General features: G+C 73.7%; 11 protein-coding genes. 7 read left to right on the top strand and 4 right to left on the bottom strand.

The window, feature by feature from the left end:
• Positions 1-29: 29 nt before the first annotated feature.
• Genes O7600_RS17125 through O7600_RS17150 form a run of 6 tightly spaced genes read left to right on the top strand, consistent with a single transcriptional unit; the run spans position 30 to position 8,421 of the window.
• A complete protein-coding gene (locus O7600_RS17125; RefSeq protein ID WP_281588593.1) occupies positions 30-824 on the top strand; it encodes a TIGR03084 family metal-binding protein in 795 nt (264 codons plus the stop codon).
• On the top strand, positions 821-2,497 hold the full coding sequence (locus O7600_RS17130) for an acyclic terpene utilization AtuA family protein (protein ID WP_281588595.1): 1,677 nt from the start codon (positions 821-823) through the stop codon (positions 2,495-2,497). Before O7600_RS17125 ends, O7600_RS17130 begins: the two co-directional genes overlap by 4 nt.
• Complete coding sequence (locus O7600_RS17135) at positions 2,494-3,633, top strand: acyl-CoA dehydrogenase family protein (protein ID WP_281588597.1); 1,140 nt, start codon at positions 2,494-2,496, stop codon at positions 3,631-3,633. The genes O7600_RS17130 and O7600_RS17135 overlap by 4 nt, the downstream gene beginning before the upstream one ends.
• A complete protein-coding gene (locus O7600_RS17140; RefSeq protein WP_281588599.1) occupies positions 3,630-5,237 on the top strand; it encodes a carboxyl transferase domain-containing protein in 1,608 nt (535 codons plus the stop codon). Before O7600_RS17135 ends, O7600_RS17140 begins: the two co-directional genes overlap by 4 nt.
• A gap of 11 nt (positions 5,238-5,248) precedes the next feature.
• The gene (locus O7600_RS17145) at positions 5,249-7,261 is read left to right on the top strand and encodes a biotin carboxylase N-terminal domain-containing protein (RefSeq protein WP_281588601.1); all 2,013 of its coding nucleotides are present in this window, start codon (positions 5,249-5,251) and stop codon (positions 7,259-7,261) included.
• On the top strand, positions 7,258-8,421 hold the full coding sequence (locus O7600_RS17150) for an acyl-CoA dehydrogenase (protein ID WP_281588603.1): 1,164 nt from the start codon (positions 7,258-7,260) through the stop codon (positions 8,419-8,421). Before O7600_RS17145 ends, O7600_RS17150 begins: the two co-directional genes overlap by 4 nt.
• Before the next feature lie 4 nt (positions 8,422-8,425).
• Here O7600_RS17150 and O7600_RS17155 read toward each other — a convergent pair whose 3' ends face one another.
• The 3 genes from O7600_RS17155 to O7600_RS17165 all read right to left on the bottom strand — a co-directional run bounded on the left by O7600_RS17155 (position 8,426) and on the right by O7600_RS17165 (position 12,307).
• Entirely contained in the window at positions 8,426-9,463 is a 1,038-nt protein-coding gene (locus O7600_RS17155; RefSeq protein ID WP_091568578.1) for a hypothetical protein, read from the bottom strand.
• Positions 9,460-10,401: a transporter substrate-binding domain-containing protein gene (locus O7600_RS17160; RefSeq protein ID WP_281588606.1), complete on the bottom strand. Its 942-nt coding sequence runs from the start codon at positions 10,399-10,401 to the stop codon at positions 9,460-9,462. The genes O7600_RS17155 and O7600_RS17160 overlap by 4 nt, the downstream gene beginning before the upstream one ends.
• 127 nt (positions 10,402-10,528) lie before the next feature.
• The gene (locus O7600_RS17165; protein ID WP_281588608.1) at positions 10,529-12,307 is read right to left on the bottom strand and encodes an alpha/beta hydrolase; all 1,779 of its coding nucleotides are present in this window, start codon (positions 12,305-12,307) and stop codon (positions 10,529-10,531) included.
• Between the two features lie 236 nt (positions 12,308-12,543).
• Between O7600_RS17165 and O7600_RS17170 the strand changes: the two genes are divergently transcribed.
• Complete coding sequence (locus tag O7600_RS17170) at positions 12,544-12,936, top strand: hypothetical protein (protein WP_281588610.1); 393 nt, start codon at positions 12,544-12,546, stop codon at positions 12,934-12,936.
• On the opposite strand, the gene O7600_RS17175 is transcribed toward O7600_RS17170, so the two are convergent.
• Positions 12,923-14,419, bottom strand: coding sequence for a serine/threonine-protein kinase (locus tag O7600_RS17175; protein WP_281588612.1), 1,497 nt, complete (start codon positions 14,417-14,419; stop codon positions 12,923-12,925). The genes O7600_RS17170 and O7600_RS17175 overlap by 14 nt on opposite strands.
• Between the last annotated feature and the right edge of the window lie 29 nt (positions 14,420-14,448).

The raw sequence follows: 14,448 nt of genomic DNA on the forward strand, positions 1-14,448 counted from the left end.
CCTGACGGCCCGTCCCGCCCGGAGGCACCATGGTCGACCTGACAGCACTGCTCGCGGATCTGGCCGCCGAGTCCGAGCAGCTCGACGCGCTCGTCGCGGAACTGCCGCCGGCGGGGTGGGCACGGCCGACACCGGCCCCCGGCTGGACCGTCGCCCACCAGGTCGCGCACCTCGCCTGGACCGACCACGTGGCCCACCTGGCCGCCACCGACGAGGCGGCGTTCTTCGCCTCGGTCACCTCCGCGCCGGACCCGACGCGCCTGGTCGAGGACGGCGCCGAGTCCTTCCTCGCCCCGCCGCCGGCACTGCTGGCCCGCTGGCGGGCCGGCCGCTCGGCGCTCGCCGGCGCGCTCGCCGCCGTCCCGCCCGGGCAGAAGATGCCCTGGTACGGCACGAGCATGTCACCCGCCTCGATGGCCACCGCGCGGCTCATGGAGACGTGGGCGCACGGCGAGGACGTTTCCGACGCGCTCGACGTCCGGCGTACCCCGACCGCGCGGCTGCGGCACGTCGCGCACCTCGGCTTCCGTACCCTCGGGCACGGCTTCGCGGCCCACGGCCGCGAGGTGCCCACGGCGCCGGTGCGGGTGGAGCTGACCCCGCCCGTGGACGGTGAGCCGTGGGTCTTCGGGCCGGCCGACGCGGCCGACCGGGTGACCGGGCCGGCGCTCGACTTCTGCCTGCTGGTCACCCAGCGCCGGCACCGCGCCGACCTGGCCCTGGTGGCGACCGGGCCGGTGGCCGACGAGTGGCTGGACGTGGCCCAGGCGTTCGCCGGCCCGCCCGGCGACAAGCGGCAGCCGGCGAGCGGAACGCCCGCATGAGCGTGCTGCGGGTCGGGAACGCGTCCGGGTTCTACGGCGACCGGTTCGACGCCTGGCGCGAGATGCTCGACGGCGGCGAGCTGGACGTGCTGACCGGCGACTACCTGGCCGAGCTGACCATGCTGATCCTCGGCCGGGACCGGATGCGCGACCCGTCGCTGGGCTACGCGAAGACGTTCCTGCGCCAACTGGAGGGTGTGCTCGGCACCGCGCGGGAGCGCGGCGTCACGCTGGTCACCAACGCCGGCGGCCTCAACCCGGCCGGGCTGGCCGACGCGGTCCGGTCGCTGGCCGCCCGACTCGGCCTCGACGTGCGGGTCGGGTACGTCGAGGGCGACGCGCTCCAGCGGCCGGACGCGCTGACCGCGAACGCGTACCTGGGCGCGTTCGGGATCGCGGCCTGCCTCGACGCGGGTGCGGACGTGGTGGTGACCGGGCGGGTCACCGACGCCTCGCTGGCGGTCGGGCCGGCCATCGCCCGCTTCGGGTGGGGCCGGGACGACCTCGACGCGCTGGCCGGGGCGACCGTGGCCGGGCACCTGATCGAGTGCGGGGCGCAGGTCACCGGCGGCAACTTCAGTTTCTTCACCGAGCTGCCGGACGGCGGGCGCCGCCCCGGCTTCCCGATCGCCGAGCTGCACCCGGACGGCTCGTCGGTGCTCACCAAGCACCCGGGCACCGGTGGCGCGGTGACCGTCGAGACGGTCACCGCGCAGCTGCTCTACGAGGTGGGCGGGCCGGACTACCTCGGGCCGGACGTGGTGACCCGGTTGGACACGGTGCGGCTGGACCAGGAGGGCCCGGACCGGGTACGCGTCACCGGGGTGCGCGGCACGCCGCCGCCGGACACGCTGAAGGTGGGCGTCAACAACCTCGGCGGTTTCCGCAACTCGATGACGTTCGTCCTGTGCGGGCTGGACGTGCCGGCCAAGGCGGCCCTGGTCCGCAGCCAGATCGAGGAGTCGGTCGGCACCGAGGGGCTGGAGTTCACGCTGGCCCGCACCGACCACCCGGACACCGGCGACACCGAGGCGGCGAGCGCGCTGCTGCACGTCCACCTGCGCGACGGCGACAAGTCGCGGGCCGGGCGGGCGTTCTCGGCGGCGGCGGTGGAACTGGCGCTGGCCTCCTACCCGGGCTGCACGCTGACCACGCTGCCCGGCGACGCCACCCCGTACGGGGTGTTCACCGCCGACACGATCGCGCAGGACGCGGTGGAGCACGTCGCGGTGCTGCCCTCCGGCGAGCGCGTGCCGGTCCCGCCGCCCACGGTGACGAGCGGTTTGCAGGGGGCCCCTTTACAACACGAGGCGTTAACAGGGGGCCCTTCCTTGCACGCCACCCGGCGGGGGCCGCTGGGTGAGCTGGTGGGGGCGCGGTCGGGGGACAAGGGTGGCGACGCCAACCTCGGCGTCTGGGCCCGCACGGACCCGACCTGGGCCTGGCTGCGCGGCTGGCTCACGGTGGAGCGGCTGGCCGAACTGCTGCCGGAGACCGCGCCGCTGACCGTCGAGCGGTACGAGCTGCCGAACCTGCGCGCGGTCAACTTCGTGATCCGGGGGCTGCTCGGCCAGGGCGTGGCCGCCTCCACCCGGTTCGACCCGCAGGCCAAGGCGCTCGGCGAGCTGTTGCGCTCCCGGGTGGTCGACCTGCCGGCGGAGGTGCCGGCATGACCATCGTGGACACCCCCGAACGCCGCCAGCTGCGCGAGCTGACCCGCTCCTTCGTCACCCGCGAGGTGCTGCCGCACCTGGCCGGGTGGGAGCGGGCCGGCGAGGTGCCCCGGTCGCTGCACGAGACCGCCGCGAAGATCGGGCTGCTGGGCATCGGCTTCCCCGAGTCGGTCGGCGGCAGCGGCGGCGACCTGCTCGACTCGATGGTGGTCACCGAGGAGATCATCCGCTCGGGCGGGTCGTCCGGGCTGGTCGCCGCGCTGTTCACGCACGGGATCGCGCTCCCGCACATCGTCGCGGCGCGGAACGAGCACCTGACCGAGAGGTACGTCCGGCCCACCCTGGCCGGGACCATGATCGGCGCGCTGGCGATCACCGAGCCGGACGGCGGCTCCGACGTGGCAGGCATCCGCACCTGCGCGGTACGCGACGGCGACCACTACGTGGTGAACGGTGCGAAGACATACATCACCAGCGGGATCCGGGCGGACTTCGTCACCACCGCGGTCTGCACCGACTTCCCCGGGTCGGGCTCGCTGAGCCTGCTCGTGATCGACAAGGGCTCGCCCGGGTTCACCGTGGGCAGCCGGCTGGAGAAGCTCGGCTGGCACTGCTCGGACACCGCCGAGCTGTCCTTCGTCGACGTACGCGTGCCGGTGACGAACCGGGTCGGCCCGGAGGACACCGGCTTCCTCGCCATCATGCAGCAGTTCGCCATCGAGCGGCTCTCGCTCGCCACCCAGGCGTACGCGACCGCGCAGCGCTGCGTGGACCTGGCCGTGCGGTGGTGCCGGGACCGCTCCACGTTCGGCCGGCCGCTCGTCGGGCGCCAGGTCGTCCGGCACAAGCTGGCCGAGATGCACAGCCGCACCGACGCGGCGCGGGCGTACGTGCACGACGTCGCCGAGCGGGTGGCCGCCGGGCAGCCGGTGGTGACCGAGGTGGCCATGGCGAAGAACGTCGCAGTGGCCACCTGCGACTGGGTGGTCGACGCGGCGCTGCAACTGCACGGCGGGTTCGGTTACATGCGCGACGCCGAGGTCGAGCGGCACTACCGGGACGCCCGTCTGCTCGGCATCGGCGGCGGCACCACCGAGATCATGAACGAGATCATCGCGAAGGGCATGGGCCTATGAGCACGACTGTCCTGCAGAGCGCCGTCGACCCGTCCGCGCCCGCCTTCACCGCCAACCGGGAGGCGCTGCTGAAGCGCCTCGCCGAACTGGAGGCGTCGCTCGACCAGGCCCGGGCCGGTGGCGGCGAGAAGTACGTGACCCGCCACCACGGGCGCGGCAAGCTGCTCCCCCGGGAGCGGATCGAGCTGCTGCTCGACCCGGACAGCCCGTTCCTGGAGCTGTCGCCGGTGGCCGCGTACGGCACCGACTTCCCGGTCGGCGCCAGCACCGTAACCGGAATCGGCGTGGTCGAGGGCGTCGAGTGCCTGATCGTGGCGAACGACCCGACCGTACGCGGCGGCGCGATCAACCCCTGGTCGCTGGCGAAGACGCGGCGGGCGGGCGAGATCGCGCTGGCCAACCGGCTGCCGATGGTGAATTTGGTCGAGTCCGCCGGCGCCGACCTGCCCACCCAGGCGGAGATCTTCATTCCCGGCGGGCGGGTGTTCCGCGACCTGACCCGGCTCTCCGCGGCGAAGATCCCCACGGTCAGCGTGGTGTTCGGCAACGCCACCGCAGGCGGCGCGTACGTGCCGGGCATGTCGGACTTCACCATCATGATCCGGGACCGGTCGCAGGTCTACCTGGCCGGGCCGCCGCTGGTGAAGATGGCCACCGGCGAGGTCACCGACGACGAGTCGTTGGGCGGCGCGACGATGCACGCCACCACCTCCGGCCTGGCCGACTTCCTCGCCGAGGACGAGCGGGACGGCATCCGCCTGGCCCGGCAGTGCGTCCGCCGGCTCAACTGGCGCAAGCACGGCCCGCCGCCACGCACCCCCCACCCGCTGCCACCCCGGTACGACCCGGAGGAGCTGCTCGGCATCGCCAGCGCCGACCTGAAGGTGCCGTTCGACCCGCGCGAGGTGCTGGCCCGGGTGCTCGACGACAGCGCGTTCGACGAGTTCAAGCCCGGCTACGGCACCGCGCTGGTCACCGGCTGGGGTGAGCTGCACGGCTGGCCGGTCGGCGTGCTGGCCAACGCCCGGGGCGTGCTGTTCAGCGCCGAGGCGCAGAAGGCGGCCCAGTTCATCCAGCTCGCCAACGCGGCCGACACCCCGCTGGTCTTCCTCCAAAACACCACCGGCTACATGGTCGGCACCGAGTACGAGCAGCGCGGCATCATCAAGCACGGCGCCCTGATGATCAACGCGGTGTCGAACTCGACGGTGCCGCACCTGACGGTCAACCTGGGCGCCTCCTACGGCGCCGGCAACTACGGCATGTGCGGCCGGGCGTACGAGCCGAGGTTCCTGTTCACCTGGCCGAACGCGAAGTCGGCGGTGATGGGCCCGGCGCAGCTCGCCGGCGTGCTGTCCATCGTGGCCCGGCAGGCCGCCGCCGCCCGGGGCCGCGAGTACGACGAGGACACCGACACCGCGATGCGGATGATGGTCGAGCAGCAGATCGAGTCGCAGTCCGGGGCGCTGTTCCTGTCCGGCCGGCTCTACGACGACGGGGTGATCGACCCCCGGGACACCCGTACCGTCCTCGGGCTCTGCCTGTCGGCGATACACAACGGACCGGTGAAGGGCGCCGACGGTTTCGGCGTCTTCCGGATGTAGGGGGCTGCTCGATGATTACCAGGCTTCTGGTTGCCAACCGGGGCGAGATCGCCCGCCGGGTCCTCGCCACCTGCCGGGCGCTCGGCGTGGCGACGGTCGCCGTGCACTCCGACGCGGACGCCGACGCGCCGTTCGTCGCCGAGGCCGACCAGGCGGTGCGGCTGCCGGGGAACACGCCGGCCGAGACGTACCTGCGCATCGACCTGATCCTGGACGCGGCCCGGCGAGCCGGCGCGGACGCCGTCCACCCCGGCTACGGCTTCCTCGCCGAGAACGCCGAGTTCGCGGCGGCCGTCACCGACGCCGGCCTGACCTGGGTCGGACCGCCGGCCAAGGCGATCGCCGCGATGGGCGACAAGATGGCCGCCAAGGCGCTGCTCGCCGACGCCGGCGTGCCGATGCTGCCCACCTGGACCGACCCCGGGCAGGTCACCGACTTCCCGGTGCTGGTCAAGGCCAGCGCGGGCGGCGGCGGCCGGGGCATGCGGATCGTCCGCGACGCGGCCGGGCTCGCCGAGGCCGTCGCGGGCGCCCGCCGCGAGGCGGCGGCGGCGTTCGGCGACGGCACGGTCTTCATCGAGCGGTACGTCGAGCGGGGTCGCCACGTCGAGGTGCAGATCTTCGGTGACAGCCACGGCACGGTGGTGGCGCTCGGGGTGCGCGACTGCTCGATCCAGCGCCGCCACCAGAAGATCGTCGAGGAGGCGCCCGGTGTGCTTCCGGACGAGGTGCGCGAACGGCTGCACGAGGCGGCGGTGGCGGCCGGGCGGGCGGTCGACTACGTGGGCGCCGGCACGGTGGAGTTCCTGCTGGCGCCGGACGGCCAGGTCCACTTCCTGGAGATGAACACCCGCCTCCAGGTGGAGCATCCGGTCACCGAGCTGACCACCGGCCTGGACCTGGTCCGCCTGCAACTGCTGGTCGCCGAGGGCGAGCCGCTGCCGGTCACGACCACGCCGGCCCCGGACGGCCACGCCATCGAGGTGCGGCTCTGCGCGGAGGACCCGGCCCAGGGCTTCCGCCCGGCCACCGGCACCCTGCACCGGTTCGCGGTCCCCGGGGTCGGGGCCGAGTTCGGGCCGACCCGCGGGCTGCGCCTGGACTCCGGCGTGGTGGACGGCTCGACGGTGAGCGTGCACTACGACTCGATGCTGGCCAAGCTGGTCGCCTGGGGGCCCACCCGCGCCGAGGCGGCCCGCGCCCTGGCCGGCGCGCTGGCCCGGGCCGAGCTGCACGGCGTCGCCACCAACCGGGACCTGCTGGTCCGCGTGCTGCGCAGCAGGGAGTTCGCCGCCGCCGACGTGGACACCGGCTTCCTGGACCGGCATCCCGAGGTCTTCGCGCCGTTGCTGCCGGCCGCGCAGCTTCCGGTGGCGGCGCTGGCCGCCGCGCTGGCCGGGGCCGCCGCGCGCCGGGCCGCCGCGCCGGTGCTGGCCGGCCTGCCGGCGGGGTGGCGCAACGTGCCGGCCGTTCCGCAGGTCACTCGGTTCCACGACATCGAGATCACCTACCGCCTCACCCGCACCGGCACGCTCGCCGAGTGGGAAAGCAAGGGCCCCCTATTAACGCCTGAAGTAGAGGAAGGGCCCCCTCTTAACACCGAGCCCGAGCCGGAGCCACCGCAGGTGGAGCTGGTGAGCGCCGCGCCGGATCGGGTGGTGCTCGACGTCGACGGGGTGCGGCGCGCGTTCCGCGTACACCGGGTGGGGTCGTCGGTCTTCGTGGACGGCCCGGACGGGGCGGTGAGCCTCACCGAGCTGCCCCGGCTGCCCCGGCCCGCCGCGGAGCTGGCGGCCGGGTCGCTGCTCGCGCCACTGCCCGGCGCGGTGACCCGGGTGCACGTCGAGGTCGGCCAGCGGGTCGCCGCCGGTGACCTGCTGCTGACGCTGGAAGCGATGAAGCTCGAACATCCCGTGCTCGCCCCCGCCGACGGCGTGGTGGCGGAGCTGCCGGTGCCGGCCGGCGGCCAGGTCGAGACGGGTGCCGTACTGGCCGTGGTGGACCCCGAGGAGGACCCGCAGTGAACTTCGACCTCACCCCCGAGCAGGACCAGCTCCGCGACGCCGTACGGGAGCTGGGCCGCAAGTACGGCCACTCCTACTTCGTCGGGAAGGCGAAGGCGGGAGAGCACACCACCGAGCTGTGGCACGAGGCCGGCCGGCTGGGCTACCTAGGCGTGAACATCCCCACCGAGTACGGCGGCGGGGGCGGCGGCATCACCGACCTGGCGCTCGTCTGCGAGGAGTTGGCCGCGGCGGGCTGCCCGCTGCTGCTGCTCGTGGTCTCCCCCGCCATCGCCGCCACGGTGATCAACAAGCACGGTACGGAGGAGCAGCGCAAGAAGCACCTCCCCGGGCTCGCGGACGGCTCCCAGAAGATCGTCTTCGCGATCACCGAGCCGGACGCGGGCTCGAACTTCCACCGGCTCGGCACCGTCGCCCGGCGCGACGGCGACGACTGGCTGATCTCCGGCCGCAAGGTCTACATCTCCGGCATCGACGAGGCCGGGCACGTGCTCGTGGTCGCCCGCACCGAGGACGCCGCGAGCGGCAGGTTGAAGCCGGCGTTGTTCATCGTGCCCACCGACGCGCCGGGCCTGGAGAAGTCCAGGCTGGACATGGAGATCCTGTCCCCGGAGAACCAGTTCCTGCTCTACCTGGACGACGTCCGACTGCCCGCCGACGCGCTGGTCGGCGAGTCGCTCGACGCCGGGCTGCCGGCGCTGTTCGCCGGGCTCAACCCGGAGCGGATCACGGTCGCCGCGATGGGCGCCGGCACCGGCCGGTACGCGATCGAGAAGGCGTCCGACTACACCGCCACCCGCAAGGTGTGGGGCGGCCGGTCGATCGGCTCGCACCAGGGCGTCGCGCACCCGCTCGCCCACGCGGCCGTCCAGGTGGAGCTGGCCCGGCTGATGATCTACAAGGCGGCCACGCTCTACGACGCCGGTCGCGACCTGGAGGCGGGCGTCTCCGGCAACATGGCCAAGTACGCGGCCGGCGAGGCCGCCGCGCTCGCCGTCGACACCGCCGTCCAGGCGCTCGGCGGTGCCGGCATGACCACCGAGTACGGCGTGGCGACGCTGCTCGGCGCGGTACGGGCCGGCCGGATCGCCCCGGTCAGCCGCGAGATGATCCTCAACTTCGTCGCCCAGCACGTCCTCGGCCAGGACAAGTCCTACTGACCGGTCAGTCGACGGTGCGGCAGGCGGCGTCGATGCGGTGCACCGGGCGGACCCGGCGCCCCAGCCCCTCCAGCAGCGAGTCCTCCACGTGGAAGTCGCGCACCCGCAACTGCCGCCGGGGCAGTTCGTCCTCGCTCGGGCAGAGCACCTGGGCGCGTACCTGGTCGACCGGCAGGTAGCGCACGCCGCCGCGCTCCTGGAGCAGCACCACGTCGACGTCGTCCACGGTGACGACGTGGCCGCGCACGTCCTCGGTGACGCCCGGCGCGGACTCGACGGTGGTCACCGTCAGCGGCAGCACCGGCGTGCTGATCACCGGCAGCGCGGCCCAGACCAGCATGGCCAGCACCGCCGCCTCGGTGATCGACGCGAGTGGCCGGATCACCGCCGCCGGTAGCGGGCCGGTCACGAACAGGGCCAGGACCGGGGGTACGACCAGCAGCACCACCGCCAGCGCCTCCCCCTGCCGGCCGGCGTCGAGCAGCGTGGGCCCGAGCAGCCAGAGGTAGCCGACGAAGCCGGCGCCGAGCAGCAGCAGCCGGGGCACCCGCTGCTCGTGCAGCCGCTCCGGGCTGAGCTGGAACGCGGCCACGAACGCCGGCAGCAGCAACGGCAGGTAGAGCAGCGGCCAGGTGACCAGCGCGAGCAGGAAGCTGGCCACCGCGAACCAGGCCGGGGTGCTGTCCACCCAGCGCGCGAAGAGCGGGCGGCGCATTCCGGACGACATCCGGTCCACGCTGACCCGCAGCACCGCGCCGAGCGCGAACACCGCGACCAGCGCGGTGGAGAGCAGGGCGGCGGCCGTGGTGAGGAAGCCGGCCAGCAGGTTCACCGTGCCGACGTTGGCCACCAGCAGCAACGTGGTCTGCAACTCGCCGCCGGCCTCGACGCCGAGTCGCAGCACCGAGAAGACGGCGGGCACCCCGACGACAGCGGTCCAGAACGACTGGCTGGCCCGGGCCCGGCGTTCGGCGGGGTCGGCCGGCCGCGGCGCGGGACGGGTCGACTCGACGGTGTCCGGCAGTGTCGCCGGCGCGGTCATCGCCGGGGCGCCTTGTCGTCGAAGTCGACGAGCTTCGGCACGTCGAGCGGCTGCGGCTGGGACTTGTCCGCCTTCAGCCACGGCCCGAGCGTGCGGTTGTACGCGGTCAGCCAGGGGCTGCTGATCCCGTCCCGCCCCTCCAGGTAGCTCTTGTGGAGGAAGAACGCGACCAGGTCGCGCAGCGCCGGATCGCCGATCGGCACCCCGATGCCGAGCAGCTCGCTGGTGCCGAACGGCATGTCGACGATCTCGAACTCGGTCGGGTACTGGGAGAGGAAGCCGGCCAGGATGGTCTCGTCCGAGCTGACCGCGTCGTAGCGCCCCTCCCGGATGCCCCGGACGCAGTCGCCGACCTCCTTCACCACGTACGCCCGGACCTGGTGCTTCTCCAGCTCCGCCTCGGTGGTCGAGCCGCCGCTGGTGCAGATCTTCAGCTCGGGTCGGCGCAGGTCCTCGATGGTGCGGACGCGGTCGCGCAGCCGCTTCGGCACCATCACCTCCTGGGTGGTGACGAAGTACGGCCCGGCGAAGCTGACCAGCTTCTGCCGCTCCTCGGTGATGGAGAAGCTGGACACGACCAGGTCGACGGTGCCGCCCTGGAGCGCGGGGATGCGGTCCTCGGTGGCCAGCGACACCCACTCGATCCGCTGGTCCCCCTCGAAGCCGAGCGACGAGGCTACGTAGCGGGCGATCTCCACGTCGAAGCCGGTGTGCGTGCCGTTGCGCAGCTCGCCCATCAACGGCTCGGTGGTGGCCACCCCGATCTTGATCTTCGCCTGCCCGTCGATGTGCGACTCGCGCAGCTTGTCGAGGACCGAGGGCAGCGGCGGCTCGCGGCGGTTGTCGCAGCCGGCCACGGCGGCCAGCGTCAGCGTCAGCGCCACCGCCAGCGTGGTGGCGAGGGAACGGAACCGGTGGCGGGCAAGGACCTCGGGCATCGGGCGACCTCGATCGGGGACACGACGACGGGGGCACTCAGGGTAGCGGTCGGCGCACACCGCGCCGCGCATCGCCGGGCCCGGGGTACGGCGGGTGCCCGACCACCCGCCGTACCCCGGGGGTTCCTCAGCGCACGGTCAGCGTGCCGACCGCGGGCCGCGGCGTCGCCACCGGCGGCAGCCGCTTCGGCTCGCCCCGGCCGGGCTCGCCGGCCTTGGCCAGCGCGCTCTTGGACGCGTCCGCGCGGTCGGTCGCCGGCTCGTCCTGGAACGGCTGCGCGTCACCGACGCAGACCGTGCCCTTGGCCGGCAGCTTGCCGGTGAGCAGGTACGTGTCGATCCGGCCGGTCACGCACGCCGACGTGCCGTACGCGGTGTGCCCCCAGCTGTCGCTGCTCAGCAGCCGGCTGTTCGGCAGCAGCTTCGCCGAGCCGACCGCGCCCTGGTAGTTGGTCGCCGGGTCCCAGTAGTTGCCGACCACCAGCACCGGGGCGGCGGTGACGCGGTGGAACGGCCCGGTCCAGGCGTCCTCGTCGCGCACGGTCCAGGTGTTGCGGGCACAGGGCGCGGTGCCCCAGGCCCAGGCCCGCCCGAAGTACGGCGCCCGCTGGTCCTCCTTGGCCGACAGCGCCGGCCACGCGTCCGCGCTCTTCGGGTGGTACGCGTCGGTGCAGTCGACGGTCAGGAACGTCTCCAGCCCGTTGTCGTACGGGAAGTCGTACCCCCGCTGGTGGCGGGCCTGCGCCGCGCGGGCGGCGAGCGCCTGGCGGGCCGAGGCGGCGGCGGCCTTGCCGGCGGCCGGGTCGGTCAGGGCCAGCAGCTGGCTGGTCAGGTCCACCACCGAGGTCCAGCCGTACGGGTCGTAGAGCGCGCCGAGCGTGGCGCCGACGAAGTCGGCGTAGGTGACGGTGAACGAGCCGAAGTCCGGGTCGTCGATCACCGCCGGCTTCTTGCGCAGCCGCTTCGCCACGGTGTCGTACGCGGCGACCGGGTCGCCGGTGGCCGCCAGCGCGCACTGCTCGGGGCCGGCCTTGTCGCACCGGACGAGGATCTCGTGCAGCGCCTTGTACGCCCCGTCGGCGCTGCGCAGCCGGGTCTCCTGGAGCTGGTCGCGGGCCTTGCCCTGGCCGACCCAGGCGTTCGGGTCGAGCACCCCGTCGACGACGAGCGCGCGGAAGCGGTCCGGGAACATGTTGGCGTAGTACTGCCCGAGGGCGGTGCCGTAGCTGAAGCCCAGGTAGCTGAGCTTCCTGTCGCCGACCGCCCGGCGCAGCACGTCCATGTCGCGGGCCACCTCGGCGGTGGACGCGGCGCCGGTCAGCGGCTTGCCGGTGGTCGAGCACGCCGTGCCGACCGCCTTCGACGCGGCGACGTACGCCTTCTCCTCCGCCTTCGTCCACGGGAACGCGACGTTCAGCCCGGCGTACGCCCGGGTCTGGTCCTTCACCGACCGGAAGCACCTGATGTTCGAGCTGGCCTCGACGCCACGCGGGTCGACACCGACGATGTCGAAGCGGTCGAGCAGGTCGTCGCCGAGGAAGTAGGGCGCGGCGAGCGCGATGCTGGTGCCGGAGCCGCCCGGGCCACCCGGGTTGAGGAAGAGGCTGCCGACCTTGTGCTGCTGGTCGCGGGCCTTGACCCGGAGCAGCGCGACCTCGGTGGTTGCGCCCTTCGGGTTGTCGTAGTCCAGCGGGAGCCGGACCGTGGCGCACTCGGCGTAGTCGTAGCAGGCGTACCAGTCGAGCTTCGGCGTCGGCACGCGGTCCACCCGGCGTGCCTCGGCCGCGCTGGTGCGGTCGTACGCGGGCGGTTGCGGTGTCGCCGCCGCGGCGGGCGCGACGGCCGATCCGGCGAGGACGATGCCGGCGATCCCTGTTGCGGTCAGGGACCGGACTGCACGTGGCATGTGGCTGCCTTCCGGTGGGGAACAGGTCGGTCGAGGAGACCTCGACTCCCGTCACTTTAGGGAGGGACGGCCACCGGAGTTGCCCCCCAAACGCGGACCGACACCGCAAACAGCCAAGGAATGTAACGATTTTTTCTCGATCGACGCTTTTCGCCGCTCCGAAGTGGAGCGTGGGTGACGGGAAGCCGTCCCGGGCCGGCGGTTGACAGGTCGACGCGCTGGGCCATGCTTGTCGGGTGAGTTCGTTCCCGAAGCCCGATGCGCGGGCGAAGGCCGTCGTCGCGTCCGTGGCGACGGTCGTCGCGGTGGTGACGCTGGCGGTCTGGCGACCCCCCGGCATCCTCTCGGTCGTGTTGGCCCTGGCCTGTGTCCTGCTCGGCATGGTCGCCGGGGTGGCGGTCACCGCGGCCCGGCAGGCCGGCCCTCCGCCGGCCCCGGCGGACAGCGCCTGGCCGACCCAGGCCCCGGGGTACGGAGTGGACGCCGACACGCTGGAGGCGATCGACCCGCGGGCGGTGCGGAACCTGCGCACCCCCGCCGGTCATCCGGTGGACGCGGACACGTTGGAGGCGCTCGACCCCCGGGCCGTCCGGCAGCAGCGGACCGTGAACGGGCTCAGCGACCGGTGAGGGTGGGGCTGGCGAGCGCGTCCACGCCCCGCCCGGCCAGGCAGCGGTAGGTGCGGCCCGGCTCGGTCGAGGCGGGCGGCAGCACCTCCAGGTTCCACCCGGCCGCCAGCCCGATGCCGCTGACCAGCTGGAACGTACCGACGTTGCAGACCTTGCGGACGGCCGGGTCGGCGACGACCGTGTCGTGGCCCGCCCCGGTGAGCGCGACCGGCAGGTCACCGGCCGCGTAGGTCTCCCACGTGTGCCGACCGTCGCACGGCACCCGGCTCGCCTCGGCGCGGTCGCGCCGCAACCGCACCGGGCCGTAGCACTCCAGCTCGGCCGCGCAGTGCGCCCCGTCGGGGAGCCGGACGTCGGCGGAGGCACAACCCGGCACCGGTGTCGCCCCGACCACGCCGGTGGCCACCGGGGTGGGCGACACCACCGACGGCGCTCCGCCGGCCATCCAGGCGCCCCCGGCGGCAGACGCGGCCAGCGCGAGCACCCCGGCCCCGCCGAGGAACCAGCGCCGGGGCCAGCGGCGGCTCCGGGTCGGCACGGTCGGGTGGTCGTGCTCGGCCGGCGGTCGCGGGCTCGGCCCGCCGGCGCGGCCGTGCGGGCCGCCCGCGGCGCCACCGCCGGAAGTCAGGAACGGCACGCCGCTCGCCGGGGTGTTCGGGTCGAGCGGGAGCGTGGCGAGCAGGCCGCGGAGTTCCACCGCGGAGGGGCGTTCGCCCGGGTCGTTGGACATCCCGAGGCGGAGCACGTCGATCAGCTCGTCGGGGACGCCGGGTAGACCCGGGATCGGCTGCTGGAACATCTCCAGCACGGTGACCAGGCTCGGGTTGCGTTCGGACTGCCAGCGGGGCGGTCGGCCGTGCATCACCGCGTAGAGCGTGGCGCAGAGCGCGTAGACGTCGACGGCGGGGCTGGGCGGGCTGTGGCTGAACATCTCCGGCGGCGCGTACGCCGGGGTGAGCACCTCCAGCGTGACCGAGGCGTCGCGCACCTCGGCCAGCACCGCCAGGCCGAAGTCGGCCAGCACCGCCGAGTTGAACTCCGAGTGCAGGATGTTGGCCGGCTTGACGTCGCGGTGCAGCACACCGGCCGCGTGCGAGTGGGCCAGCGCGTCGGCGATCTTCACCCCGAGGTCGCGGGTCTCCAGCGGGCCCAGCGGTGACGTCTTCATGCGCTCCGCGTACGAGCCGTCGCAGAGCTCCATGATGAGGTAGGGATGCTGGTCGACGGTGACGCCGACGTCGAAGAGGTCCACCACGTGCGGGTGGGACGACATCCGCCCGGCCGCGCGCGCCTCGCGCAGGAAGCGTGCCTGGTCGCGCTCGTGGTCCAGCGTCCGGTTCTCCACCTTGACCGCCACCTCACGCCCGACGGAGATCTGGGTGGCCCGGTAGACGGTGGCGTAACCGCCCCGGGCAAAGACCTCCAGATCGGTCAGACCGGGCACGATGGGCAGCCGCAGGGCGCCGGGCGGGGTCTCGGTCACGGCTCGAAAATACCCAACGGTCCCGGTCG

The sequence above is a fragment of the Micromonospora sp. WMMA1998 genome, from assembly GCF_027497375.1.
Taxonomy (GTDB): Bacteria; Actinomycetota; Actinomycetes; order Mycobacteriales; family Micromonosporaceae; genus Micromonospora; species Micromonospora sediminicola.